This is a genomic window from Paenibacillus sinensis, from assembly GCF_019904155.1.
In the GTDB taxonomy this organism is placed as follows: Bacteria; Bacillota; Bacilli; order Paenibacillales; family Paenibacillaceae; genus Paenibacillus_AQ; species Paenibacillus_AQ sinensis.
This window is the reverse complement of the sequence record NZ_JAHCMB010000077.1, coordinates 53,351-76,359: the sequence shown is the minus strand read 5'-3', so window position 1 is coordinate 76,359 and position 23,009 is coordinate 53,351. Positions and strand designations below refer to the sequence as shown.

Here is a 23,009-nt window from a genome sequence, read left to right as displayed (position 1 = left end):
CGGGAGATGGAGACAGAATGAGAGATATGGAAGAGCGGGCGGAAGAGAAGGAAGCAGAGATACAGAAAGGCAACGAATCGAGGATGTCCGCCGATGGCCATACAAGCGCTTCGGGCGAGGATATCGTGCTGGACGTAGCCATTCAGGAAGCCGGCTATGAAGAGGGCGATGTACGGATCGCTGACATTTCGTTCACCGTCCGGCGCGGCCAGCTGCTGGGCCTGATCGGCCCGAACGGGGCGGGCAAGAGCACGACGATCAAGACGCTGCTCGGTCTGCTGAAATATGCCAAGGCATCGGTGTCCATCGGTGGAGATGCCGGAACCTATGCCTATGTGCCCGAGCAGCCGATTTTCTATGAGGATCTGACGCTATGGGAGCATCTGGATTTGTCCGCCGCAGCCCACGGGCTGGAATACGGAGCTTTTAAAGAACAGGCGGAGCGTCTGCTGCATCTCTTCGGCATGGAGAATGTGCGCGATGATCTGCCGGCCGGCTTCTCCAAAGGCATGAAGCAGAAAATGATGCTGCTGCTCGGCTTTCTGGCGAAGCCCGATGTCTACATCGTGGACGAGCCGTTCATAGGCCTCGATCCGCGGGCGACGAAGGATTTCCTGCGTCTCCTGGATGCGGAGCGCCGCCGCGGCGCCGGCGTGCTGATGTCAACGCATGTGCTGGACACGGCCGAGAAGATCTGCGACTCGTTCGTGCTGGTATCGGCGGGACGGGTCGCCGCCTCCGGCACGCTCGAAGATATTCGCGCCACAGCCGGGATGCCCGAGGCGTCGCTGTTCGACTGCTTCGACGCGCTGGCCTAGACGGGAGGAGCGCGAAGATGAACCAACGATACGAATCGGACGGCTTCCGCGTGCCGTCCCCGGGCAGTCTGCTCCGGCTGCGGCTTACCCATCACTGGAAGGAGCAAATGGCCATAATCCGCACGGCTGCGGACTGGACGGTGCTGCTCTATATCCTGATTCCCGGAGCGCTGCTCGGCGGCCGTTATTACTACGGCTTCTGGCATGATCCGTTGCCGGGTTGGGTGGGGGTCATGCCCTACGCCATGTTCCCGGCCATCCTCGCCCTGCTGATGCAGGGCGGCATCGTGCTGCTGCTTCATGAGGGGGATCTGCTGTTCCTCCGCCAGCATCCGAAATGGCTGCGCACGGTTATGCGGGGCGGCATCCTGTACAGCCTGACAGTGACAGGACTGATGCTTGCGGCGGGCTTTCTCGTGCTGCTGCCCTTTATGGTGCGCGGGTACGGCATCAGCGGCCCGCAGGCATTAGCTCTGCTCGCGTTCAGCCTGTGCTGCGGCGCCTGCGTCAAGCTGCTCAAGCATCATGCGCGGGTGCGGAAGACGGGCTGGCGCAGGTGGCTGTGGCTGACGGCGGCTGCTCTGCCGAGCGTCCTGTTTATTCGCCTCGCCTGGCTTTTCAGCGCGTCGACCGGACTGCTGCTGCTCGCCGCTGCCGTCTATGCCGCCGGTGCCGTGCTGGCCTACCGTTCGCGGATGTCGCTATCCGGCACCTTCCTCGGCGATGTGCGGGAGGATTTCAAGCAGCGAATGAAGATTGCGGGGCTTCTACTGCGGGGCGTTATCGACAAGCCGCGGCCAACCCGCCACAAGCCCTGGATTTTCCGGCGGTCGCGCCCGCTGCTGCGCACCTATTCGCCAGAGAGCCGGCTGGCTGACGCATCCATCAAGGCTTTTGTCCGCAATCCCGGGCATCTCAAGCTGTATTTGCAGTTCACCGGGGTCAGCATCATTGCGATTCTGATGGTGCCAAGCTTCCTGAAATGGATTATCTGCATTGTGCTGACCGTTCTGATGGCGTATTGGCTGCTGTCTTTCTGGAAGCTGTTCGCTGCGGATGATTTTATCGCCATGCTGCCGCTCGATAAAGGGCAGAAGGCAGACGCGGGAACTTTGGCGGTGCCGCTGCTGATTTCGCCTTTTTCCGTCCTATCGGCGGCGTGTGTCTGCATACCGCTATACGGCTGGTGGGGGCTGATCAGCTTCATTCCGGCTGGCATCGTGCTCGGCCTCATCGCTTCCCGGATGTTCGCGGCCATCCGCCTGCCCCGGTAAGGCGGCGAAGGCGAAAGGACAGTCGCCGCTGCAAGATGCACAACCGTGTACAAGACGAAAAGCGCGGCCGAGGGAGTCCTCTGGCCGCGCTTTTGATGTTGTCCCGGACTCCCGGATTGCGCACCCGCTTGCCGTGCGATTCCCAAGTTGTCCTCCGCCGCACGCAGCCCGGGAGTCTCAACTCCAGCCCGCTTTACGACTCCGCCGCGTGCATGCCCGCCGTATACCCCGTGGAGAATGCGGCGGTGATGTTGTAGCCCCCCGTATACCCGTGAATATCGAGGATTTCGCCGCAGAAATACAGGCCGGGCATCAACTTCGATTCCATCGTGCCAGGTTGGATTTCCTTCAGCTGAACGCCGCCGCCGGTCACGAACGCTTCCTCTAGAGAGCGGGTGCCGTGGACGGTTACCGGCATGCGCTTGAGGAAGCCGGCCAGCGTGGTCTGACCGGTCTTGGAGAGCTGTATGCCTGTTACGTCGCCGTCGATGCCGGACTTGGCCAAAGCCAGCGGGACCAGCCGGTCCGGCAGCATTCCCTTAAGGATGTTGCGCACCGCCTTCTTCGGCTCAGCCTCCAGCTTCTCCCGGATCAGACGCTCGGCTTCATCCGGCCGCAGATCGGGGAACAGGTCGATGGACATGTCCACCTCGGGCTTGCCGGTCCGCCGCTGCACCTGCCGCAGAAACTGGCTGCAGCGCAGGGCGATTGGTCCCGAGAGGCCGAAATGGGTGAAGATCATGTCGCCCCGGTGGGAAATGAGCTTCTTGCCCTTTTCATTCCAGACCGTTAGTGTGACATCGCGCAGCGACAGGCCCTGAAGCTCGCCGGACTTGATCCAGCCCTCACGCGAGACGATTGGCACCTCTGTCGGATAGAGGTCCGTAATGGTGTGGCCGGCAGCCTCCGCCCAGGGATAGCCGTCGCCTGTGGAGCCCGTCTGCGGCACAGATTTGCCGCCTGTCGCAATAATAACCGACCTCGCCTTCAATTCCTTGCCGGAGGCCAACCGGACCCCTCGAACACGGTCCTCGCCGTACAGGACTTCGCGGACCGGACTGTCTGTCAGGATGGAGACACCGAGCGCCTTGATTTTGCCGATCAGGGCGGAGACGACGCTCGATGCCTTATCGGAGACGGGGAACATCCGGCCGTTATCTTCTTCCTTGAGACGGATTCCCAGGTCCTCGAAGAAGGCTGCGATCGAACGGTTGTCGAAATGATCCAGCGCGCTGTACAGGAAGCGGCCGTTGCCCGGAATGTGGGCGATCAGCTCGTCCCTTTCTTTCATATTGGTAACATTGCAGCGGCCTCCTCCGGAGATGCCGAGCTTCCGGCCGAGCTTCGCGCCCTTGTCGACCAGCAGGACGGAGGCTCCATGCTTCGCCGCCGCAACGCTGGCCATGAGGCCGGAAGGACCGCCGCCAATGACGATGACATCATAAGAACTCATGAAAGGCTCCTTTTTGCAAATAAGGCTTGAATATTGATCACGGCCATCATACCATTATTGCCCTGCCGGGAGCCAGTCAAGACCGTTCTCTCCATTAAACGGCACCGATACAGATTCCGTAATTGTCAGAAAGCCCCATTATGCCTTAATCTAGACTTGCATTCCTAAATATGCAGTCCGGGCGGTGATCCTCATTCTTATAACCGAGATCAAAAATATCCTCCTGCAGCTTTCCGCTTCTGCCTCATTTGTACTTCTCGTCCAATGGAAAATGATCCGTGGCCCCATCAAACCCAGAAATCCGAACCTTCCGAGCCATCCCGTCTTCCTCTTGATCGCCTGCGGCTTCAGCCTGCTGCTGTGCTCGCTGCTGTCCGGCAAGATGTTCGGGGCATTCTATATCAATTGGGGGCTTCTGCCCGCCTTTATCGGTATTCTGTACGGCAGTTCCCGCACCCGGACGGGTCTAGTCGCACTGATGTTTGGCAGCATGTACGTATCATCCCTGAAGGATGTTCCCAGTCATCTTCTGCTCAACTCCGGCTTACTGATGTGCCCGCTGTTGTTCGGGATGTCGGGCAAATTCAGGCTGGGTTCGGTAATGGAAAAAGTTCTGGTTCTATGGGCGGCTCTGGTGCCAAGTCTTGTTCTGATGGTGTACACCTCGGCGGAATCGGGCTGGAATTACCATGAAACCGATACGCGGCACATGCTGCTGATCAGCATAGCCATGGCTCTGTATTTGGCCGCCGGCGCGCTCTATATTTATTTGCTTGAGACGACTTGGGACAAGCTTGAGGTGGATGGGCGGATCGCGAGCCTGTCCGAGAAATTCAGACAGGAGACCGACAATCTCCGTCAGATCACCGATATGGTGCCGATGAGCATCATCGCCCTCGACGATAATTTTAGAATCATAAGCCTGAACGAAACACTTATGGATAAAATATCGACCCGCTTACCCGGTGTGACCAAAGGGGAGATTGTCAACCGGACAGCCTTCGATCTCATACATATGCTAAAGCTCACGATTACACCGGAAATCGATCGGATGCTGAGCATTATACAACGCAAACAAAGAGCCGCCGAAACCGTCCTCTGCTACGGGCGCGTGATTCATTTCATGGCTACTCCGCTTATGTCCAAAGAGGAGAATAAGCACGGCGGCATGGTGATCGTTATACAGGATATGACGGAAGAAGAGAAGATCCGCAGCGAATTGAGCCATGTCGAGCGCCTGTCGCTCGTCGGACAGATGGCGGCCGGAATTACACATGAAATCCGGAATCCAATGGCTGTAGTGCGGGGATTTCTGCAGCTGATGCATGAGAAATGTCCGCCCGACATGGAATCCTACTTCCAGATTGTGATGGAGGAGCTGGACAGGGCGAACGGTATTATTAATGATTTTCTGTCGCTTGCACGCAGCGGGCTGCCGACCAAAGAAGATGTCAATCTGCATGTGCTGCTTGATGAGCTCGCACCGCTGCTCTGGGCGGACGCCAACCTGCGCGGCCAGAGCGTAGAGCTGAAGCTGTGCGAATCGCTGCCGGCTTTGCGTTTGAACAGCAAGGAAATCAAGCAGGTCATCCTTAATCTGGGACGTAATGGGATGGAAGCGATGCAGCCCAAGGGCGTTCTGACTCTTGAGACCCGGTGTGCTCTTGGCAGAGCCGAGCTGTTGGTCAGGGATACAGGCAGCGGGATGACGGAGACGGAGCTCGGCAAGCTGTTCACCCCCTTTTTTACAACCAAAGAACAAGGGACGGGCTTGGGGCTTCCGCTGTGCCTCAGCATTATTGAACGTCATGGCGGGACGATTACCGTCGAATCCGCACCTGGAGCAGGTACAGTCTTTACCGTCTCCCTGCCCTGCGAGGCCGAGTGAAGAGGCCGTTCTCCTTCAGCGAAAAGCCGCTTGGACTGTGACGCATTCGCTTGACTTTGCACGGGTATCTTGCTTTCAGAGAGTGGGACTGTATAATAAAGTTAGTAATATAGCAAAGGAGAGTGCCAACCATGTCCATGTCTTTTGACCAATATATGAGAGATACCATTCAGCCGATGCGTGACGATCTGACCAACATCGGGTTCACCGAGCTTACAACGCCGGAAGCAGTGGAAGCTGCGCTCCCGGGAGCCAAAGGCACTGCGCTTGTCGTCGTCAACTCCGTGTGCGGCTGCGCCGCCGGTCAATGCCGCCCTGGCGTGGCCCAGGCACTGCAGAGCGACGTTCAGCCTGACCATCTGTTCACGGTGTTTGCCGGACAGGATAAGGAAGCAACGGCCAAAGCCCGCGAATATTTCGCTCCCTACCCGCCATCCTCGCCATCGATCGCTTTGATGAAGGATGGAGAACTCGTGCACTTTATCGAGCGCCATGGGGTCGAGAATCGTTCGGCCGCTGAAATCGCCGCTGAGCTGAAGGATATTTTCGAGCAATACTGCCAATAAACAGCGAAGCTATAGATTCCTGCGTCCCGCGGCACCGTCAGTTCGGTGCCGCGGGATTCTTTGTTTCCGGATTTGAACTTAAGATGAGAGGAAGTGAATGTTCGTGGGCATGCAGCGCGAAATTATCGAAGCGCTTGGAGTAAAGCCGGAGATCGAAGCCGAATCGGAGGTTCGGAAGCGGGTTGATTTTCTGAAAGCCTATCTGCTCGAGTCGAACGCCCGTGGGCTGCTCATCGGCATTAGCGGCGGTGTGGACAGCGCTGTGGCGGCGTCCCTGTGCAAGAGGGCGACGGATGAGCTTGCCGTACAGGAAGGGCAGAGCTATATGACGCTCGGCGTTTTTCAGCCCTATGGGGAGCAGGAGGATATTGAGGACAGCTACGCTGTGGCGAAGGCGCTTGGCCTGGAGCATACTGTGGAGACGAATATCGGGGATGCGGTTGACGAAATTGCCCTGGAGACGGAATACGCGCTGAAGGCGCTCGGGCAGCACCGCCATTTGACGCATCAGAGCAAGGGGAATGTCAAGGCCAGAATGCGAATGACAGTGCAGTATGCGCTGGCCTCCGAGAACCACTTGCTTGTCGTGGGCACGGATCATGCTTCAGAGGCGATCGCCGGTTTCTATACCAAATGGGGAGACGGAGCCGTGGATATCGCGCCGCTGCGCACCCTGAACAAGCGCCAGGTACGGAAGCTGGCCGATTATCTGGGCGTTCCGGCCGGCATTATCGCCAAGACGCCGACCGCCGGGCTGTGGCCAGGGCAGAGCGACGAAGCTGAGCTGGGCGTAAGCTACGAGGATAACAGCGATTATCTGGAGGGGCGGACTGTGAAGCCCGAGATCAGTCAGCGGCTGGAGGATCACTACCGGAGAACGGTTCACAAGCGAAGCACCATCCCCGGTATATGAACCTGTGGAGCCGTCTCCCGCGCCGCCGCAGCTGTCTGCGGCAGGCCGGATCACGGATTACGGATGACCGGGGATGAGAGCGGGAAGAAGGACGGAGGGATACGGGGGCGGACCAATCAAAATCACCGTAGAATACGCCTGCGTATTCATGTCCTCCGGCTTCCCGGTAAAGGTGCGGCGCATAAGGATGCTGTCAAGCGTTAACCCAAGTCAAGCGAAGATCACGCCTTTAGCACGCGGCGGATAAAAGCCCGGGTGGCTTCTATGGCCTGCTCCAGCTGCGGGGTGGTGCCAGTGAAAGGGTGAACCGTTCCGAAGGTATGATTGCCTCCCGGAATTTGCACCCACTCGATGTCCGGGCGGACAGCCGTCAGCTGCTCCGAGCCCTGGCGCAGCCGGGCACTGTCCTCACTTCCCTGAATCAGGACGACCGGGAAGGCCGCCTTCTGCATGCGCTCCACAATCCGGTAACGCTCCTTCTGAAGCTCCAGGTCCTCCAGGATCACGGCATCCAGCGGCATCTGCTGGCCGGTCCGGCCGTTCAGGACATAGGCGCGTCCCTTCTCGCGCATATCCCGCTTCTGCTGATCCGTGAACAGATCGAGATCGGTTACGCCGTTCCAGGAAATGACGCCTGCAATTTCTCCGGGATGGTCCAGCGCATAGACGAGGCAGTCTCCGCCGCCGCGGCTGTGGCCGAGGAGAAAGAGCGGAAGAGCGCCCAGCTTGGGATGCTGGCTTAAATAGGAGAGCAGGACATCCATATCTTTAAGCTCGCGGTCGTATGTATTGCGGGCGAACTTCTCAAGCTCGGTGAAGGTCTGGAAATCATCTCCGATTCCGCCATGGGAGAAATTGAAGGTTACGACTTCATGGTTCAGACTCAGGCTGTCAGCGGCATAGGGGAACATTCCCCAATCCTTGAAGCCTTTGTAGCCATGGGCAATGACGATCAGCGCCTTCGCTTCACCCTGTGAAGGGAAACGGGTACATCTTAGTACGGCTTCATCTCCTGCCGGCAGTTCAAATTGAATGCCTTGACTCACGAGAAGCCTCCTCTCTGAATAACAATTGCGTTATGCCGCAGCCGGTTTCCCCTGGCAGGGTCATGGACTTTGGCATGGAATTCTTTTAAAATATAAGAATTTCGGTAAACTTATCTTTATCCTAACCATAGCAGAAAGTTGAGTTGAACACTATAGCAGCAGATGTCAATTCCCTAATTCCATATGGGGAAAAAAGAGGAGCGTGTACGCTTGATCTACGGAATCGGTCACGATGTGCTGGAATTGAAACGAATCTCCGGACTGCTTGAGGGCAGGCTCGGAGAACGGTTTGCCGCCCGGACTTTGACCCCCGGCGAACTTGCGTTGGGAGAGAGCCGGGGCGGGCTTACGGCCGAATTCGCTGGAGGACGATTCGCCGCCAAGGAAGCGGTCGTCAAGGCGTTCGGCTGCGGAATAGGCAGTACGATGGGATTCACGGATATTGAAGTTCTTCCGGACCCGGCGGGACAGCCGAAGGCGGAAGTGTCGGAAGAAGCTATGAAAAGGCTTATGCTGCCTGCGGGCTACCGCTATACGATCCATCTGACCATTACGCATACCCGGGAGCTGGCGTCGGCCTTTGCCGTGGTGGAGCAGCTGGAGGACGATCGGGGTCCCTGGGACTAAATGCAGATGCGAAAAATACAGACAGAGCAAGGAGAATCGGCATGACACTGGATGAGAGGAAGGAAGCGGGCGGAGAGGAGAACGGAGTCTTCTTCAGCATGCAACTGCTGGAGTGGTACAACGAGCAGAAGCGGGATCTGCCCTGGCGGCGCTCCCGCGATCCCTACAAGATTTGGGTGTCGGAAATCATGCTGCAGCAGACGCGGGTGGATACGGTGATTCCTTACTTCAACCGGTTCATCGAACGCTTCCCGACCATCGATGCCCTGGCTGAAGCGCCGGAGGAAGAGGTGCTGAAGTCTTGGGAGGGCCTGGGGTATTATTCCCGGGCGCGGAATTTGCAGAGTGCGGCGCAGCAAGTAAAGGAACTCTACGGCGGCAAGGTTCCGGATGACCGTGAGGCGGTGTTCGGTCTGAAGGGAGTCGGTCCCTATACGGCCGGAGCCATTCTCAGCATTGCCTTTAATCGTCCCGAGCCGGCTGTGGACGGGAATGTGATGCGGGTGCTCTCCCGCTTCTTCCTGATTGAGGACGATATCGCGAAGCCGAAGACCCGGATCAAGATGGAGGCTCTCGCCAAATCGCTGATCCCGGAGGGCGAAGCGTCCAGCTTCAATCAGGCGCTGATGGAGCATGGCGCGCTGACCTGCACGCCGAAGTCGCCGCGCTGCCTCGTCTGCCCGGTCATGGAGCGTTGCGCCGGGCGGCTTGCGGGCGTCGAGACGGAGCTGCCCGTCAAGACCAAGGCCAAGCCGCCGCGCCCCGAAGAGCGGCTGGCGGCTCTTGTGGAGGGCCGCGGCAAGCATGCGGGCCGGGTGCTGATCCGGCAGCGGCCGGCCCGCGGGCTTCTCGCCCGCATGTGGGAGCTGCCGCATTGGCCGGCGCCTGGCGAGGCTGGCGCCGCCGGGAGCGGGCGGCCGGGCGAAGCGGCCGCGATGGACCGGCTGCGCCGGTCCCTGGCCGAGGCCGGGGTGGCAGCCCGGCCGGAGGCGCATATGATGGCTGCTGAGCATACGTTCAGCCATATTCACTGGACCCTGCAGGTATACCGCTGCAGGGAAGAGGAGCTTCCGCAGCCGATGGCGGCGGAAGCGCGGGGCTTGTACGCCGCCGGCGGCGATGCGGCGGCGGGAGGAGATGCGCCGGGCGGCGAGCCGGCGCTGTTCCTGCCGGGCGCAGAGCAGCCCGGCCTCTTCGCTGACGAAGGCGGAGCCGAGGAAGAACGGCCGGACATGCGTTGGATCGGCCGGGAGGACATGGCGAATTACGCCTTCCCGAACGTCTTTCTGAAGCTGCTGAACGCTTACTTTGACGGTCAGGAGGCGGCTTTCCGCCGCTGAGCCAGCCGGTCGGGTCGGTGTCTCTCATAAGCACGCGCCCGCTGAAGCGGCCTGCTGACGGCTCCGCCGTAGCAGACACAGCGGGGAGGCGCAGTGGTCTGAATAATGAATACAGCGGCAGCCCTGGACAGAAGTCCAGGGCTGCCGCTGTTTGTCTGAAATCCCTTATAACAGCCCGTGCAGTTCATGCATTGGACGCAGAATGTTCTTCCTGATCGTCTCCGCCGCTTTACCGGCATCTTGAGCTTCCAGGGCGGCGATAATTTCCGCATGCTCTTCCGCCGAAGTCAGGGAAGCGGTCATTTTTTCCTTGAGAAAGACATACTTGAACCGCTGAATATGCACCTGCAGCGAGGCGTTGAAAGATGCGAGATATGGATTGTCGGCAGCTTCCACAATGAAGTTATGAAAAGCCTCGTCCGATTCCATCGCCTGAAAAGGCTGGCCCGTCCGAATGGCTTCCTCGAAGGAAGCGTTGAGCGCCCGCAGCGACTCAATCTGACTGCTCGTCAGGTTTGGCGCGGCCTGTTCCGCTGCAAGCGCATGCAGGGCTGCCAGCGTCGGGTACATCTTGAGGATATCGTCTTTCTGTATGATGGTGACGCGTGTTTCTTTGCCGGGCTGCATGGTGACGAGCCCCTGCATTTCCAGAAGCTGCAGCGCTTCCCGGATCGGGGTACGGCTGACGGCCAGGGACTCCGCAAGCTCGGCATCAAGCAGCTTCTCTCCCGGCTGCAGCGTTCCTTCGATAATCCAGCGTTGGAGTTGAGAGAAAGCGCGCTCCTTGGCGGATAAGCGGATGGGGGAGGCAAAATTTTTCGGCACAGGCAATGGAGACAACTCCTAACAGGATATTCTATATGCAATATACCGGATATTGATGAGGCCCGCAAGAAAAGCACTAGCTTCATCGGGAAAAGAAAAAACACTTGCAATCAATATATGTATGCGATATATTGCATACAAAACTAATCCATTTGAGTCATGGGAGATGAAGAGTGTGCCGGATAACCGGGATTTAAGAATTCGAAGCAAAGTCATCAGCGAGGGAGTAAACCGTGCGCCGAATCGGGCGCTGCTGCGGGCGGTAGGATTTACAGATGAGGATTTCAAGAAGCCGATGATCGGCATCGCCAGCACATGGAGTGAAGTCACACCTTGCAATATTCATATCGATCAGTTGGCTGTGGCGGCGAAGAAAGGGGCGCAGGCGAACGGAGGAGCGCCCTTGATTTTTAATACCATCACAGTCTCGGACGGCATTGCCATGGGTCATGAAGGCATGACCTTCTCGCTGCCAAGCCGCGAAGCGATTGCGGATTCCATTGAAATCGTGACGAATGCAGAACGGTTTGACGGTCTGGTTGCGATCGGCGGATGCGACAAGAACACCCCGGCCTGTCTGATGGCTATCGGGCGCATGAATCTTCCTGCCATTTACGTCTACGGAGGGACCATTCAGCCCGGACAGCTGGAGGGTGAGAAGATTGATATCATCAGCGCATTTGAGGGCGTTGGAGCGTATCATGATGGGAAGATTACGGAGGAAGAGCTTCATCGGGTCGAGTGTCATGCATGTCCGGGGGCCGGCTCCTGCGGAGGCATGTATACGGCCAATACGATGGCGGCGGCGGCTGAAGCGCTGGGAATCAGCTTGCCATACTCCTCATCCAACGCCGCCGTCTCAGAGGGCAAAGCGGCCGAATGCGAAGAAGCGGGCAGGATGGTTATCAAGCTTCTGGAGAAGGGCATTTATCCGAAGGATATTTTAACCAGGAAAGCCTTTGAAAATGCGATTACTCTCGTTATGGCTCTCGGCGGCTCGACCAATGCGTTCCTGCATTTGATCGCCATTGCCCATTCGGTCCAGGTAGAGTTAAGCTATGATGATTTCGAACGGATTCGCCGGGCGACCCCGCATATTGCCGATCTCAAGCCAAGCGGCAGGTATGTCATGCAGGATTTGAATGAAATTGGCGGTGTTCCCGGCGTGATGAAGCTTCTGCTGGAGCATGATATGCTTCACGGGGATTGTATGACGGTTACGGGAAAGACGCTGGCGGAAAATTTGGCGTCCGTGCCTCCGCTGGCCGACCATCAGGAGATCATTCGTCCACTCGACCGTCCAATTAAACCGACAGGGCCTCTGGTTGTGCTTAAGGGGAATTTGGCGCCCGAAGGAGCTATTGCCAAAATGTCAGGCATCCGCCAGACCCGTTTTATCGGCCCTGCCCGGGTCTATGACAGCGAAGAAACGGCGACCCAGGCGATCCTGAACGATGAAATCCGCAAAGGCGATGTGCTGGTGATCCGGTATTGCGGTCCCAAGGGGGGGCCTGGTATGCCGGAGATGCTGTCGGTGACAGCCTTGATTGTCGGCAAGGGACTCGGTGAAGAGGTGGCGCTTATTACCGACGGCCGTTTCTCCGGCGGTTCACACGGCTTCGTAGTCGGACATGCCGCTCCTGAAGCGCAGGTTGGAGGGCCGATCGCGTTTCTTCATGAGGGCGATCTCATCACGATCGACAGCGAGACGCAGGAGATTTCCTTTAAGGTTACCGAGGAGGAGATGGAGAAACGCTCCATGGACTGGGTTCAGCCGCCCCTTAAGGCCAATACGGGGGCTCTGGGCAAGTACGCCCGGCTCGTGTCATCGGCGGCCCAAGGCGCAGTAACCGACCTGTTCGGGCAGGCTGTGGATATTCGATCTAAATGAAGATGGCGTAAACGCCAAACGCCCGGGCTCCTTCAGGAGACCCGGGCGTTTGTATATGGATATGTCATATCCATATCTTTCGAACCCTGAGTTTACTTGGCTGCTTCGTAGAGCTTGCCGACAGCATCCCAGTTCACAACGTTCCAGAACGCTTTGATGTAGTCCGGACGTTTGTTCTGGTATTTCAGGTAGTAGGCATGCTCCCATACGTCGAGTCCGAGCAGCGGAGTTGCACCTTCCATAAGAGGGCTGTCCTGGTTAGGTGTGCTCGAAACAGCCAGCTTGCCGTCCTTCACGCTAAGCCAGGCCCAGCCGCTTCCGAAGCGGGTGGTAGCTGCAGCGGCGAAGTCTTCCTTGAATTTCTCGAAGCCGCCGAGCTCGCTGTCGATGGCTGCAGCCAGTGCACCGGTCGGTGCGCCGCCGCCGTTCGGTCCGATGATCTCCCAGAACAGAGAGTGGTTGGCATGTCCGCCGCCATTGTTGCGTACGGCAGTACGGATAGCTTCCGGTACAGCGTCCAGATTGGAGATCAGGTCTTCGAGGCTTTTGCCTTGCAGTTCGGGTGCCTTTTCCAGCGCGGCGTTAAGATTGGTCACGTATGTGTTGTGGTGTCTGTCATGATGAATTTCCATCGTCAAAGCGTCGATGTGCGGTTCAAGTGCGTCTTTTGCGTAAGTCAGTGATGGTAATTCAAAAGCCATGGAAAAATCCCTCCTGAAATGTAATGGACTTCGTATACCTCATATTAAAGCGCAATTGGAAAGAGAATGCAACACTAAACATACATTTATGTTTAAAAAGTAAAATGTCCCGACGGGACGCCAAAAATCTGCCACACACTATGTAAACACTATGTTAACAATGCGCAAATTTTCTGAAAGCGGGTGTTTTCCGACTAATATTTTCCTGAAAGATGAACAATTTGCATAAACTGCGATGTATACGCTTACTATTAAGCGCTTTCAAGAGAAAATGGGTGATATCGAGAGAATTATATGCTTTAATAGTAGTAAAAGCAGGTATTCCTCGTTATTTGATGCTTTTTTCACCCTTCGGATTATAAAGGGAACTCCTTCTTTTTGTAAAACTCAAAGCCATAGAAAAGGGAGACTGTAAAGAATGCACGTTCGTTCCTTTCAATTAAGCGATGTTAGTCAAGTGACTGAGCTGCTGCAGACCGCCTTGTCCGAAGAGTGTTTCGAGAATACCATGGAGCCTTTCTCCAGACAGCTGTCCTGGGATTCCGATCTCATTGTCGTTGCCGAAGAGGAAGGGGAAATTATCGGAACACTGATTGGAACTATTGAGAAAAATTATGGCTGTTATTTCCGGATTGCGATCCATCCCGATTATCGCCGCAGAGGAATCGGCAAAGGTCTGGTATCGGCTATGGAGAGCAGATTTCAAGCCCGCAAGGTCCACGGCATTTATATCGTCGGCGACGAGCACAATGCGGCCGCTCTTCCGTTGTACGAGGCAATGGGATATGGAGAGAATCAAATCTTCAAATCGGTGCGCAAGCTGAGCATCGTCGGAGCCTAGGACAATAGGCATTACGAAAGCGGAAACATTCGCCATATATGTACTTACAGTGGAAGCCGAACGGTGGCTTTCCCTCTATTCTTGGGCATATCTCCCCTCAATGATTGCAATGAGGCGGCGGATATGCTTTTCTATTGTTAGCCGTATGGGATGCGGCTTAAGTGGGAGGGGATAAAATTGCCGGATCCGGGTGAGGAATACGCATCCTTCCGCAAGCGCAGCGACCGGGCGACGAGACTTCAGAGGCATCAGTCCTCGCCGGGCAGAAAATTCAGCACAGGGCTTAAAGAATGGCTGATTATGGCCGTGTCGGTCTTCGCCGTCATGTCACTGCTGAATCTGTTTGTCTTCAATATATCTATGGTCAAAGGACATTCCATGCAGCCGACGCTGTACGAAGGCGAGCGGCTGTTCATCAATAAAATTGCCCTGTCCTTCGAGAGGCCGAAGCGGGGCGACGTGATCGTGCTCCACGATCCCAGCTCGGGTCCAAGCCGCAAGGAATACCTCGTCAAACGGGTTGTGGCCATTCTCGGAGATGTGGTGGAAGTGCGGGATCACAAGCTGTATATTAACGGAAAATCGGGTGAGGAGCCGTATGTCGATACGGTGATCGAGGACGAGGATTTCGCCCCGGTGACAGTAGGCAAGGACCAGTTCTTTGTCATGGGCGACAATCGTCATGCCGGAGCGAGCAAGGACAGCCGCTATTTCGGCGCAGTTCCGCTGGACCTGATCGTCGGTCGGGTATCCTTCATTTGGTGGCCTTTATCCAAAATACACGCGCTGTAACAGGCGCGGCACTTGCCTGAAGGAAAGGAGGCGTAAGGATGGACATCATGAAACATGCAGCGTATGCGCCCCCGTATTCCAGGTGGGAAGAACTGAAACGCGAAATCCAGCAAGCCGCGCCGGAGCTTGGCATTGACGAAATTGGATTTGCGACGGCTGAGCCTTTTCTTTTTCTGAAAAATATACTGCAGGAGCACCGGGACAAGGGCTATGATTCCGGCTTTGAGGAGTTGGACCTGGATAAGCGCACTGTCCCGGCCCTTGCGGAGGGACAGCCGATGTCCATTATCGCGGTAGCCGTTGCCTATCCCTCCAAGATGGACAACCCGCCGAAATCGGAGCCCGGGCTGCGCCGGGGCATCCTGGCAAGGTCCGCTTGGGGCCGCGACTATCATCTCGTCCTGCGGGATGCGCTGAAGCGGCTTGAGGACTTCATCCGGGAGCGGGTGCCGGACGCCGTCATGGAGAGCATGGTCGATACCGGCGTGCTTGTTGACCGGGCGGTCGCGGAGCGTGCAGGCATCGGCTTTAGCGGGAAGAACTGTTCTATTATTTCGCCGACATTAGGTTCTTGGATTTATCTTGGCGAGATGGTCACGAACCTGCCCTTTCCGCCGGATACGCCGGTTACCGAGGGCTGCGGGTCCTGTACCAAGTGCATCGATGCCTGTCCGACAGGAGCCCTGGTGGGACCGGGACAGCTGAACGCTCAAGCCTGTGTGTCGTATTTGACGCAGACCAAGGGCTTTCTCGATGAGGGCTACATGGCCAAAATCGGCAACCGCCTGTACGGGTGCGATACATGCCAGATCGTCTGCCCCCATAACCGGGGGAAGAACTGGCAGCAGCATCCCGAGCTTGCGCCCGATCCGGAGCAGGCCAAGCCGCTGCTGCTGCCGATCCTTGACCTCAGCAACCGTGAGTTCAAGGAGAAATTCGGCAGCAGCGCGGCGGCCTGGCGCGGCCGCAAGCCAATCCAGCGCAACGCGGTAATCGCGCTGGGCAACTTCAAGGACGCGTCAAGCGTTCCGAAGCTGGCCGTAGTGCTGCGGGAGGACCCGCGTCCCGAGCTTCGCGGATCGGCGGCCTGGGCGCTTGGCCGGATTGGCGGCCGGGAAGCGCTTGCGGCGCTTGCGTCGGCGCTTCAAACCGAGCAGGACGAAGAGGCGCTGGCGTATATACGCCGGGCTGCGGAAAACCTTACGGGAGCAGGGAAAAACCAGCCCGATGGTGAATAAGGATAAGTGTGGAATTTCCAATTGCTGTCCAGTTCTTGAAATGCTATGATAGATTCGCATGCTTGACGCGCATGCATGCCAGAATACAACTTTAGAGGTGGGTTCACAATGAATATCGCACTTCCTATTATTACACTGGTTGTCGGCCTTATCGGCGGCTTTTTCATCGGTGTATTTTATTTACGGAAGCAAATGACACGCATGCAGAACGATCCGGAAATGCTGCAGAAGGTCGCCAAGCAGATGGGATATAACTTGAACGGGAAGCAGATGCAGCGTGCACAGCAAATGATGAAGAATCAGAATGTAGGCGGCCGCGGTCCTGCCGCAGGCGGCAAAGGTTCGAAAAGAAAGAGCTAGCAATCCGCCTTCGGCTTCAGTTGCCCCGGCGGAAGTCAGAAAGGAAGTAATAGAATGGGCGGCGTCAAGAATTATGTGAACGGAAATGTGACGGCAAACCGCGAGAAGATCGAGTACCATGTCCAGAAGATATTGGAGCTGATCGGGGAAGATGCGGAACGGGAAGGGTTGCTTGAAACCCCCGCGCGGGTAACACGGATGTATGAGGAGATATTCGGCGGCTATTCCGTCGATCCCAGAGAGGTGCTTGGCGTAACCTTTGACGAATCGCATGAGGAACTGGTCATCGTCAAGGATATCGTCTATTACAGCCAGTGCGAGCATCATATGGCGCCTTTCTTCGGCAAAGTGCATATCGGATATGTGCCGAGCGGACGCATTGCGGGACTGAGCAAGCTTGCCCGGCTGGTTGAAGCCGTTACCCGACGCCTGCAGGTTCAGGAGCGGATCACTGCGCAGATCGCCGACATCATGGAGGAAGTGCTTCATCCGCACGGCGTTATGGTAGTGGTCGAGGGCGAGCATCTGTGCATGTGCGCCCGCGGCGTCAAGAAGCCGGGAAGCAAGACGGTTACCATGGGCGTACGCGGATGCTTCCGCGAGGACCCGGCGGCCCGCGCCGAATTCTTGTCGTTAATCAAGGAGTAAGCTTCGCATTCATCGATATTTGTATTTCGCAATGAAGGGCTTGCCCTTGCCAAGGATGTGTACGTGACGGAGAAGCCCTTAAGGGCGCTACGATCACGGCCAACTTGCAGGGCAAGCCCTTTTTTTGTATCGGAAGCTGATTAAATTATGCCGTCCTATTTCTGTGCTACCAGCATCTTATAGAGACAATCCACTCCGGCCTGAAGTATCCGTTCCTTTTCTAATAATCGTAAAAAATAAGAGAGACTGCTTGAATATCACTTGAAGTCAAATCCTCGCTTATTTCATTGGTGGTTACGTTGTAACAATCCCTTTTTACAGAATAAGTCCTTTGAGGTTTTCAATATCTCCTGCTTCGTGATCAATCCCCGTTTTTGCTTGGGCTGCCGAAGAGTCCTGCCTTCCTTCATCCTTTCACTTCCCGCCTTCCAGATTGCAACATTCTAGATCGATCATGAACCCAAGTCGATGAAGTTCTGCAAAAGCTTTTTGAGAACATTGTAAGAATGGATCGCCAGTTGGAGACAGGGAGTCCGGAGACAGGGGCAACCATTTACGATGAGATTTCTGAAAATCAGCCTAGGAACGCCTCGCTTAGCTTCAGAAATTGACGATTATGTAAGTCTGGTAGACGAAAGCCTTTTATCAAATGATTAGAAGCAATCCCTATGCGCCGGAGATATTAGCGGGATATAAGAAGCGATTGAGGGATATTCATTTCACTTATAAAGCAGCCACTCATCAGCAAAAGAACCAGCTTCAGCTGAAGATCGAGCTTCTCAACTATATGATCAACATATACTCAATAGGAACCGATCCCCATATTTCAACTGGAGAGCAATTTCGAAAGGCATACAGGCACAATTTTCAGATAATGGCGGTTTCAAAGCCGGGGCAGCCGATCGCTGCATTCACTAAAACATTTGGGGTAGCGGCGTTCATTCTATTGCTGTCTTCCTTTGCCGGTTTGTTCACTGACCGTAAAAAGATAATCAAGGCAGCCCCATCCACGGCGGATCATCCGGTCAGATGAACATAAAAACATCATAAGGAGAAGTAGTATGGCCGCATAATGCAAATAAATGTCCCGCAGGATGCCTGTGAACTTGGCCCTGCGGGACAGGCGATTTCCTAATAAGGCTTCCAGGCGAGCTTGCTAGCGGCATCAAACCGCTCCGATACATACGGCCAATTGACAACCTTCCACCAATCTTCGATGTAGGCGGCACGGTTGTTCTGGTGCTTCAAATAGTAAGCATGCTCCCAGACGTCCAGCGCCAGCAGGGGAACGACGTCCCATTGCGACAGATTCTGATGTTTCTCGGCTGTGAGAATCTCCAGTCTCCGGCTTCGCGGGCTCCAGACGAGAATGGCCCAACCTCCGCCCTCTACCTTCTCTGCGGCCGCGCTGAACTGCTTCCTGAAGGCGTCATAGCTTCCAAAATCGCGCTCGATTGCGGCAAGCAGGGCTCCTGTCGGGCGTCCTCCGCCCTGGGGAGACATTTCATCCCAGAAGATCGTGTGCAGATAATGCCCCGCACCGTTAAAGGCAAGCTCCCGTTCCCAATGCTTGACGAGATCGAAGTTCCCGCTCTTCCGGGCTTCGGCCAGCTTCTTCTCCGCCGTGTTCAGACCGTCCACATAGCTCTGATGATGCTTGTCGTGATGAATCCGCATCGTCTTCTCGTCGATGTAGGGCTCCAGCGCATTGTAGGGATAAGGCAGTGGGGGCAGCTTATGCTCCCCGATCGGCACGTAGGTCTTGTCTCTCGCATCGGATGGCTCTGCGGCCGATATGTTAACCGCAGCGTCGTCCGCAGGAGAAGCATTCTCCGAATCGTCGCGGCTCAGGCCGGCCGTCGCGCCTGCAGGCCTTGTGCCGTTCAGGATGCACAGCAAATATTCGGACTCGCGGGCGGAACGGGTGAAGCAGATCTCTGCCGCCTCATCCCGTGAGCTGCCGAAGTCTTCCCGAAGAGAGTCCAGCTGCCGAATCCACTCGCGCGATTGCCCGGCAGCGGCCAGGGCAAGAGCTTCGGCTGCCGCATAATCAGGACTCCCGGGAGCGGTAGCCGAGGCGCCGGACTCCAGCAGCTGGCGGGCGCCGCTCTCCGTTGCGCTGAAGACGGCCGCCCAATCGTCAAGGAGCTTCACGTAAGGCTCCTGAAGCCCGGGCACGGCAAGTCTGACCAGCGCCGTGTTGTATTGCTCTTGTTTTTTCCAGAATGCAATATCCTCGAGCACGCTCGCCGCGGGCGGCAAGCCCAATTCATACCCCATATCATACAGCCCTCCCCTATTTATAGCTTTCCTTACAGAATATGAGGGGGCGGGTTTGTACTATGAGGGGTTTGTCATTTCTGATGCTGCTCGGCCTTTGCGGCTTGGGCCAGCGGCACATTGCTTAAGAAGGCAGAAACCCGGCGGAGATATTCGCGGGAGTGTTCCCGGAAGATCAGCTCATGATGAGAGTCCTTGACGATCCAGGAATCGGAGTACGGATTGGTCTGGTTCGCCGCCAGCTTCTCGGCAATTTCGTAAGGCGCCTTCTCATCCTCGGTTCCGTGAATGAACAGGATCGGGAAGGGGTAGTCTTCGCTCTTCACCTTGCTGTACGGAATCTGATTCAGGGCCGTACCGTTCAGAACAGGGAAGAGCAGCTCCATGATCTCGAGAGAAGGATGCCGGGGGAGATCGATATTCTGCCGGATGTTATGGTAGAGCGTATCCGGCTCCAGCAGGAAGGTGCTGTCCAGAATCATGGCATCGACATCCTTGGTCAAGAGTCCTGTCTGAAGGGCGGTGCCCGCACCCATCGAGAAGCCCCAGACGACGATCTCCGTGGCTCCGCGCTGCTTCGCAAGCTGGACCGCTCCGAGAAGCTCGCGGGATTCTTTTTTGCCGCCAGTGGCGACATCTTTATTCGTCTGCGAGGCGAACCCGTAGTCGAACATGATCACATTGAAGTTCAGCCGGTGCGCGTAGTGGGCAAGATCGTACATCGGAATCCACGATTCCTCGCGGTTGGCGCCGTAGCCATGGCTGAACACAATTGTCTTGGTAGAGTGGCCGGAAGGAATATACCAGCCCTGAATGCTCCGGCTGCCGTCGCTGGATTTAAACGTGATGTCCTCATAATCCAGGCCCTTGGCGAGCTTCGGATTGGAGTACAGCGGCGCGACGCTCGGATTGGACAGCACCCAGGTAATATAGCCGTGCAGCGAAACGAAGCAGAAGCCCAGGAAGAAGAACACGGATAACAGGAGCGCCACGATAATATGCTTAAAACGGATCATCCGCAGTGATAGCTGCGGCGGCTGTTCGGTCTGGGGGCCCAGCGGGGGCGGGGAGACCGTTCTGCCAGCGCGTTGGTGTATAAGGTCCATAAGTCTCTCTCCTAAAAGTTTTTGCTAGGGATGCTTCTCTGAATCAGCTTCGGCAAAAACTCGCATCGGAAGCATAGGCTAAGTTTTTGCTAGGGATGCTTCTCTGAATGAGCTTCGGCAAAAACTCGCATCGTAAGCATAGGCTAAGTTTTGCGAGGATAGGCATCCCCGCTTAATCTGCGAGCAGAACTCGCATCGGCGGCTGCCTAGCATCAATCGATAACACACTGATTTTCTAGGCTGATTCATTTGCATTTCTAATCTAATCGTAGGATGACGTTTACGCAAAGTCAATGAATCTCCTTCATTTGTAATGGAACTGTAAACTCGAAAGCCGGGACTTCCGGCACAGTGATTAGGCTGGACATTTTGCGGACATTTGCTAAGATAAAAGAGATTAGAAAATATGTAACCGTGTTTCATATAATGAAACATGAAGGGGAGAAACCTCGTGGAGGATGATCGGAAGCTAACGGTGCGCGCCGTGGAGCGCGCCCTTGATATTTTACTCTGCTTCACGCAGGGAAGCGACCTGAGCCTGACGGAAATTTCAACGTCGATCGGGCTGCATAAGAGCACAGTGCACCGGCTGCTGACAACGCTGGAGGATAAGGGCTTCCTCAGCCGCGACGCCGGGACGGAGAAGTACCGGCTCGGTATCCGCATCTGGGAGCTGTCGACCCATCTGCCGGTGTCGGAGAATCCGGGCACGCTGCTGCTCCCGGCGATGGAGCGCCTGCGGGACCGGCTGGGCGAGACGGTCAGCCTGTACCTCAGAGACGGGCTGGAGCGGGTCCGCATCCAGGCCGTGCAGAGCAACCAGGCGATCCGGCGCGTCGCCCAGATCGGCGCCAGGCTCCCGCTGACGGTGGGAGCCTCCAGCAAGGTGCTGGCCGCCTATGCGCCAGCGGAGGTGCAGCAAGAGCTGCTGGAGTCGGAAGACTGGCCGTCTTCCGTAGATCGCCAGCGCTATGCGGAGCAGCTGAAAGAAGTGCTCCGGGCCGGGTACGCGACGAGCTTCGAGGAGCGCGAGCCGGGCGCAGCTGCGGTAGCTGTACCGGTCTTCGGGCGCAGCGGCGAACTGGCGGCCGCCCTCTCGCTGTCCGGGCCTGTAAGCCGGCTGTCGATAGAGACACTGGCCGACTATGCCGCCGAATTACAAGAAGCGGCGGTTGAAATGGGCTTTATGGTTCCATAATAGGCTTCGCAACCTTTCCATCTGTCCTTCGTCTATACAAATACCAAATACAGGAATTGGAGAGGTCAGATGAAAGTTTTCATGCGATGGATGCTTGTTCTTGTTATGATTGCGGGATGTTGGGGCAATAGCGTCGCCGCCAGCGCAGCCCCACGGATCTCCGGCTATGATACAACGGATATGTACCCGGTTTCCGGAAGTGCTGCGCTTCTCGTGGACCATGCGGCGGATACGGTAATGCTGGCTGATCTCCCGACCGGACGGTTCACGAAGATTCCGGTGAGCGCAGCCGCTGTGCTTGACATCAAGGCGCTTCGGCAGCCGGACAAGATCATTCTTTTGCAGAAGTCAGATATCAATCAGGTAACGAAGATCGTGCTGTCTTATCAGGGACGGGTGCTCTCCAGGAGCTGGATTCCGCTGAAGCTGGCGGACGGCGATCATGTCAAATGGACGGCTCCCGCCGGAAAGGCGAAGGAACGCATTATGGTGCAGAACGGGAATGTTTTTCGCCTGTACCAGTCTCCCTGGAGACAGCCGAGCGTTACCTATGACGCCAAGCTTAGCGACGAGCGGTTCGAGTATGTCAGTGTGATCGATTGGGACTTCCAGGGGTATCCCTACCTGGCTGTGAAATATATGGCGCAGGGTATCATGAGCGAGTATTACTGGGTCAAGACGGTCAATCTGTATACGAAAAAAGAAACCCTGTTCGACGATTTCATCACCGATGTCGGCGTATCGCTTAAGGGGGCAAAGGCGGAGATTTACACCTCGAATGTGTATGATTCCGTATATAACCCGGTTCCGGCCAATCTGGTCCGGCCCAAGGCGGGCGATATTCAGCCGTACTATCAGTCGGTCGATATCGACCGGGGAAAGAAGGCTAACGTTCTGGAGGGCGTGTTCGCGGCGAATGACGACGGCGGCGGATGGAAGACGGTTCTCGTTAACGGCCGGTTGTTCGTCGGCGATCTGATGCAGCGCTCCTGGTCTCTGTATGGGGAGGGCGGCGCCGTCATTGTCCGCAATCTGAGCTGGCCGGGAGAAGGTGCAGCCCGCTTTGCCGGATATGCTCCGGAACGGAGGATCGCTTATTTCCTGGAGTATGCTGCGGGCAAGCCGTCGATTGCGGCGGTTTCGATTAAGTAGGACCGGATTATTGTTATCATGTGTTATAGGCAAAAAGAAAAGCGCGGCCCCA

At 56.4% G+C, this 23,009-nt stretch carries 22 protein-coding genes; 16 read left to right on the top strand and 6 right to left on the bottom strand.

Translation table 11 applies throughout. The features are described 5' to 3' along the window. Positions 1-83: 83 nt before the first annotated feature. Positions 84-818: an ABC transporter ATP-binding protein gene (locus KIH86_RS09775; RefSeq protein WP_223084547.1), complete on the top strand. Its 735-nt coding sequence runs from the start codon at positions 84-86 to the stop codon at positions 816-818. 17 nt (positions 819-835) lie between these two features. Continuing rightward, a complete protein-coding gene (locus KIH86_RS09770) occupies positions 836-2,092 on the top strand; it encodes an ABC transporter permease (protein WP_223084248.1) in 1,257 nt (418 codons plus the stop codon). Between the two features lie 193 nt (positions 2,093-2,285). On the opposite strand, the gene KIH86_RS09765 is transcribed toward KIH86_RS09770, so the two are convergent. Next, positions 2,286-3,545, bottom strand: a complete 1,260-nt coding sequence (locus KIH86_RS09765; protein ID WP_223084247.1) for a BaiN/RdsA family NAD(P)/FAD-dependent oxidoreductase — start codon at positions 3,543-3,545, stop codon at positions 2,286-2,288. A 271-nt stretch (positions 3,546-3,816) separates the two neighbouring features. Between KIH86_RS09765 and KIH86_RS09760 the strand changes: the two genes are divergently transcribed. The 3 genes from KIH86_RS09760 to nadE all read left to right on the top strand — a co-directional run bounded on the left by KIH86_RS09760 (position 3,817) and on the right by nadE (position 6,912). Further along, a complete protein-coding gene (locus KIH86_RS09760) occupies positions 3,817-5,433 on the top strand; it encodes a two-component system sensor histidine kinase NtrB (protein WP_223084246.1) in 1,617 nt (538 codons plus the stop codon). Positions 5,434-5,564: 131 nt separating this feature from the next. Then, on the top strand, positions 5,565-5,999 hold the full coding sequence (locus KIH86_RS09755; RefSeq protein ID WP_223084245.1) for a BrxA/BrxB family bacilliredoxin: 435 nt from the start codon (positions 5,565-5,567) through the stop codon (positions 5,997-5,999). 103 nt (positions 6,000-6,102) lie between these two features. After that, a complete protein-coding gene (nadE, locus tag KIH86_RS09750) occupies positions 6,103-6,912 on the top strand; it encodes an ammonia-dependent NAD(+) synthetase (RefSeq protein ID WP_223084546.1) in 810 nt (269 codons plus the stop codon). A 221-nt stretch (positions 6,913-7,133) separates the two neighbouring features. Here the strand turns inward: nadE and KIH86_RS09745 are convergent, their stop codons facing one another. Continuing rightward, positions 7,134-7,958 (bottom strand): alpha/beta hydrolase family protein, encoded by an 825-nt coding sequence (locus KIH86_RS09745; RefSeq protein WP_223084244.1) that lies wholly within the window; start codon positions 7,956-7,958, stop codon positions 7,134-7,136. Positions 7,959-8,141: 183 nt separating this feature from the next. Here KIH86_RS09745 and acpS point away from each other — a divergent pair, with 183 nt between their 5' ends. Beyond that, positions 8,142-8,585: a holo-ACP synthase gene (acpS, locus tag KIH86_RS09740; RefSeq protein ID WP_322098661.1), complete on the top strand. Its 444-nt coding sequence runs from the start codon at positions 8,142-8,144 to the stop codon at positions 8,583-8,585. A 41-nt stretch (positions 8,586-8,626) separates the two neighbouring features. Beyond that, positions 8,627-9,925, top strand: a complete 1,299-nt coding sequence (gene mutY / locus KIH86_RS09735) for an A/G-specific adenine glycosylase (RefSeq protein WP_223084242.1) — start codon at positions 8,627-8,629, stop codon at positions 9,923-9,925. Between the two features lie 165 nt (positions 9,926-10,090). Here mutY and KIH86_RS09730 read toward each other — a convergent pair whose 3' ends face one another. Beyond that, a complete protein-coding gene (locus tag KIH86_RS09730) occupies positions 10,091-10,756 on the bottom strand; it encodes a GntR family transcriptional regulator (RefSeq protein WP_223084241.1) in 666 nt (221 codons plus the stop codon). Positions 10,757-10,925: 169 nt separating this feature from the next. Here KIH86_RS09730 and ilvD point away from each other — a divergent pair, with 169 nt between their 5' ends. Beyond that, positions 10,926-12,641, top strand: a complete 1,716-nt coding sequence (ilvD, locus tag KIH86_RS09725) for a dihydroxy-acid dehydratase (RefSeq protein ID WP_223084240.1) — start codon at positions 10,926-10,928, stop codon at positions 12,639-12,641. Between the two features lie 92 nt (positions 12,642-12,733). Here the strand turns inward: ilvD and KIH86_RS09720 are convergent, their stop codons facing one another. Next, positions 12,734-13,342: a superoxide dismutase gene (locus KIH86_RS09720; RefSeq protein ID WP_223084239.1), complete on the bottom strand. Its 609-nt coding sequence runs from the start codon at positions 13,340-13,342 to the stop codon at positions 12,734-12,736. A 418-nt stretch (positions 13,343-13,760) separates the two neighbouring features. Here KIH86_RS09720 and KIH86_RS09715 point away from each other — a divergent pair, with 418 nt between their 5' ends. The 6 genes from KIH86_RS09715 to KIH86_RS09690 all read left to right on the top strand — a co-directional run bounded on the left by KIH86_RS09715 (position 13,761) and on the right by KIH86_RS09690 (position 18,254). Then, a complete protein-coding gene (locus KIH86_RS09715) occupies positions 13,761-14,183 on the top strand; it encodes a GNAT family N-acetyltransferase (RefSeq protein ID WP_223084238.1) in 423 nt (140 codons plus the stop codon). Positions 14,184-14,360: 177 nt separating this feature from the next. Next, on the top strand, positions 14,361-14,975 hold the full coding sequence (gene lepB / locus KIH86_RS09710; RefSeq protein WP_235775336.1) for a signal peptidase I: 615 nt from the start codon (positions 14,361-14,363) through the stop codon (positions 14,973-14,975). Between the two features lie 38 nt (positions 14,976-15,013). Then, positions 15,014-16,213 (top strand): tRNA epoxyqueuosine(34) reductase QueG, encoded by a 1,200-nt coding sequence (gene queG / locus KIH86_RS09705; protein ID WP_223084237.1) that lies wholly within the window; start codon positions 15,014-15,016, stop codon positions 16,211-16,213. 108 nt (positions 16,214-16,321) lie between these two features. Continuing rightward, positions 16,322-16,573: a YneF family protein gene (locus KIH86_RS09700; RefSeq protein WP_223084236.1), complete on the top strand. Its 252-nt coding sequence runs from the start codon at positions 16,322-16,324 to the stop codon at positions 16,571-16,573. A 54-nt stretch (positions 16,574-16,627) separates the two neighbouring features. After that, entirely contained in the window at positions 16,628-17,221 is a 594-nt protein-coding gene (gene folE / locus KIH86_RS09695) for a GTP cyclohydrolase I FolE (RefSeq protein WP_223084235.1), read from the top strand. Positions 17,222-17,870: 649 nt separating this feature from the next. Further along, positions 17,871-18,254 (top strand): hypothetical protein, encoded by a 384-nt coding sequence (locus KIH86_RS09690; protein ID WP_223084234.1) that lies wholly within the window; start codon positions 17,871-17,873, stop codon positions 18,252-18,254. 98 nt (positions 18,255-18,352) lie between these two features. On the opposite strand, the gene KIH86_RS09685 is transcribed toward KIH86_RS09690, so the two are convergent. After that, complete coding sequence (locus KIH86_RS09685) at positions 18,353-19,501, bottom strand: superoxide dismutase (protein ID WP_223084233.1); 1,149 nt, start codon at positions 19,499-19,501, stop codon at positions 18,353-18,355. Between the two features lie 74 nt (positions 19,502-19,575). Continuing rightward, entirely contained in the window at positions 19,576-20,607 is a 1,032-nt protein-coding gene (locus tag KIH86_RS09680) for an alpha/beta hydrolase (RefSeq protein WP_223084232.1), read from the bottom strand. A gap of 451 nt (positions 20,608-21,058) precedes the next feature. Here KIH86_RS09680 and KIH86_RS09675 point away from each other — a divergent pair, with 451 nt between their 5' ends. Beyond that, positions 21,059-21,805 (top strand): IclR family transcriptional regulator, encoded by a 747-nt coding sequence (locus tag KIH86_RS09675; protein WP_235775335.1) that lies wholly within the window; start codon positions 21,059-21,061, stop codon positions 21,803-21,805. 105 nt (positions 21,806-21,910) lie between these two features. After that, entirely contained in the window at positions 21,911-22,957 is a 1,047-nt protein-coding gene (locus KIH86_RS09670; RefSeq protein WP_223110416.1) for a hypothetical protein, read from the top strand. The last annotated feature ends 52 nt before the right edge of the window (positions 22,958-23,009 follow it).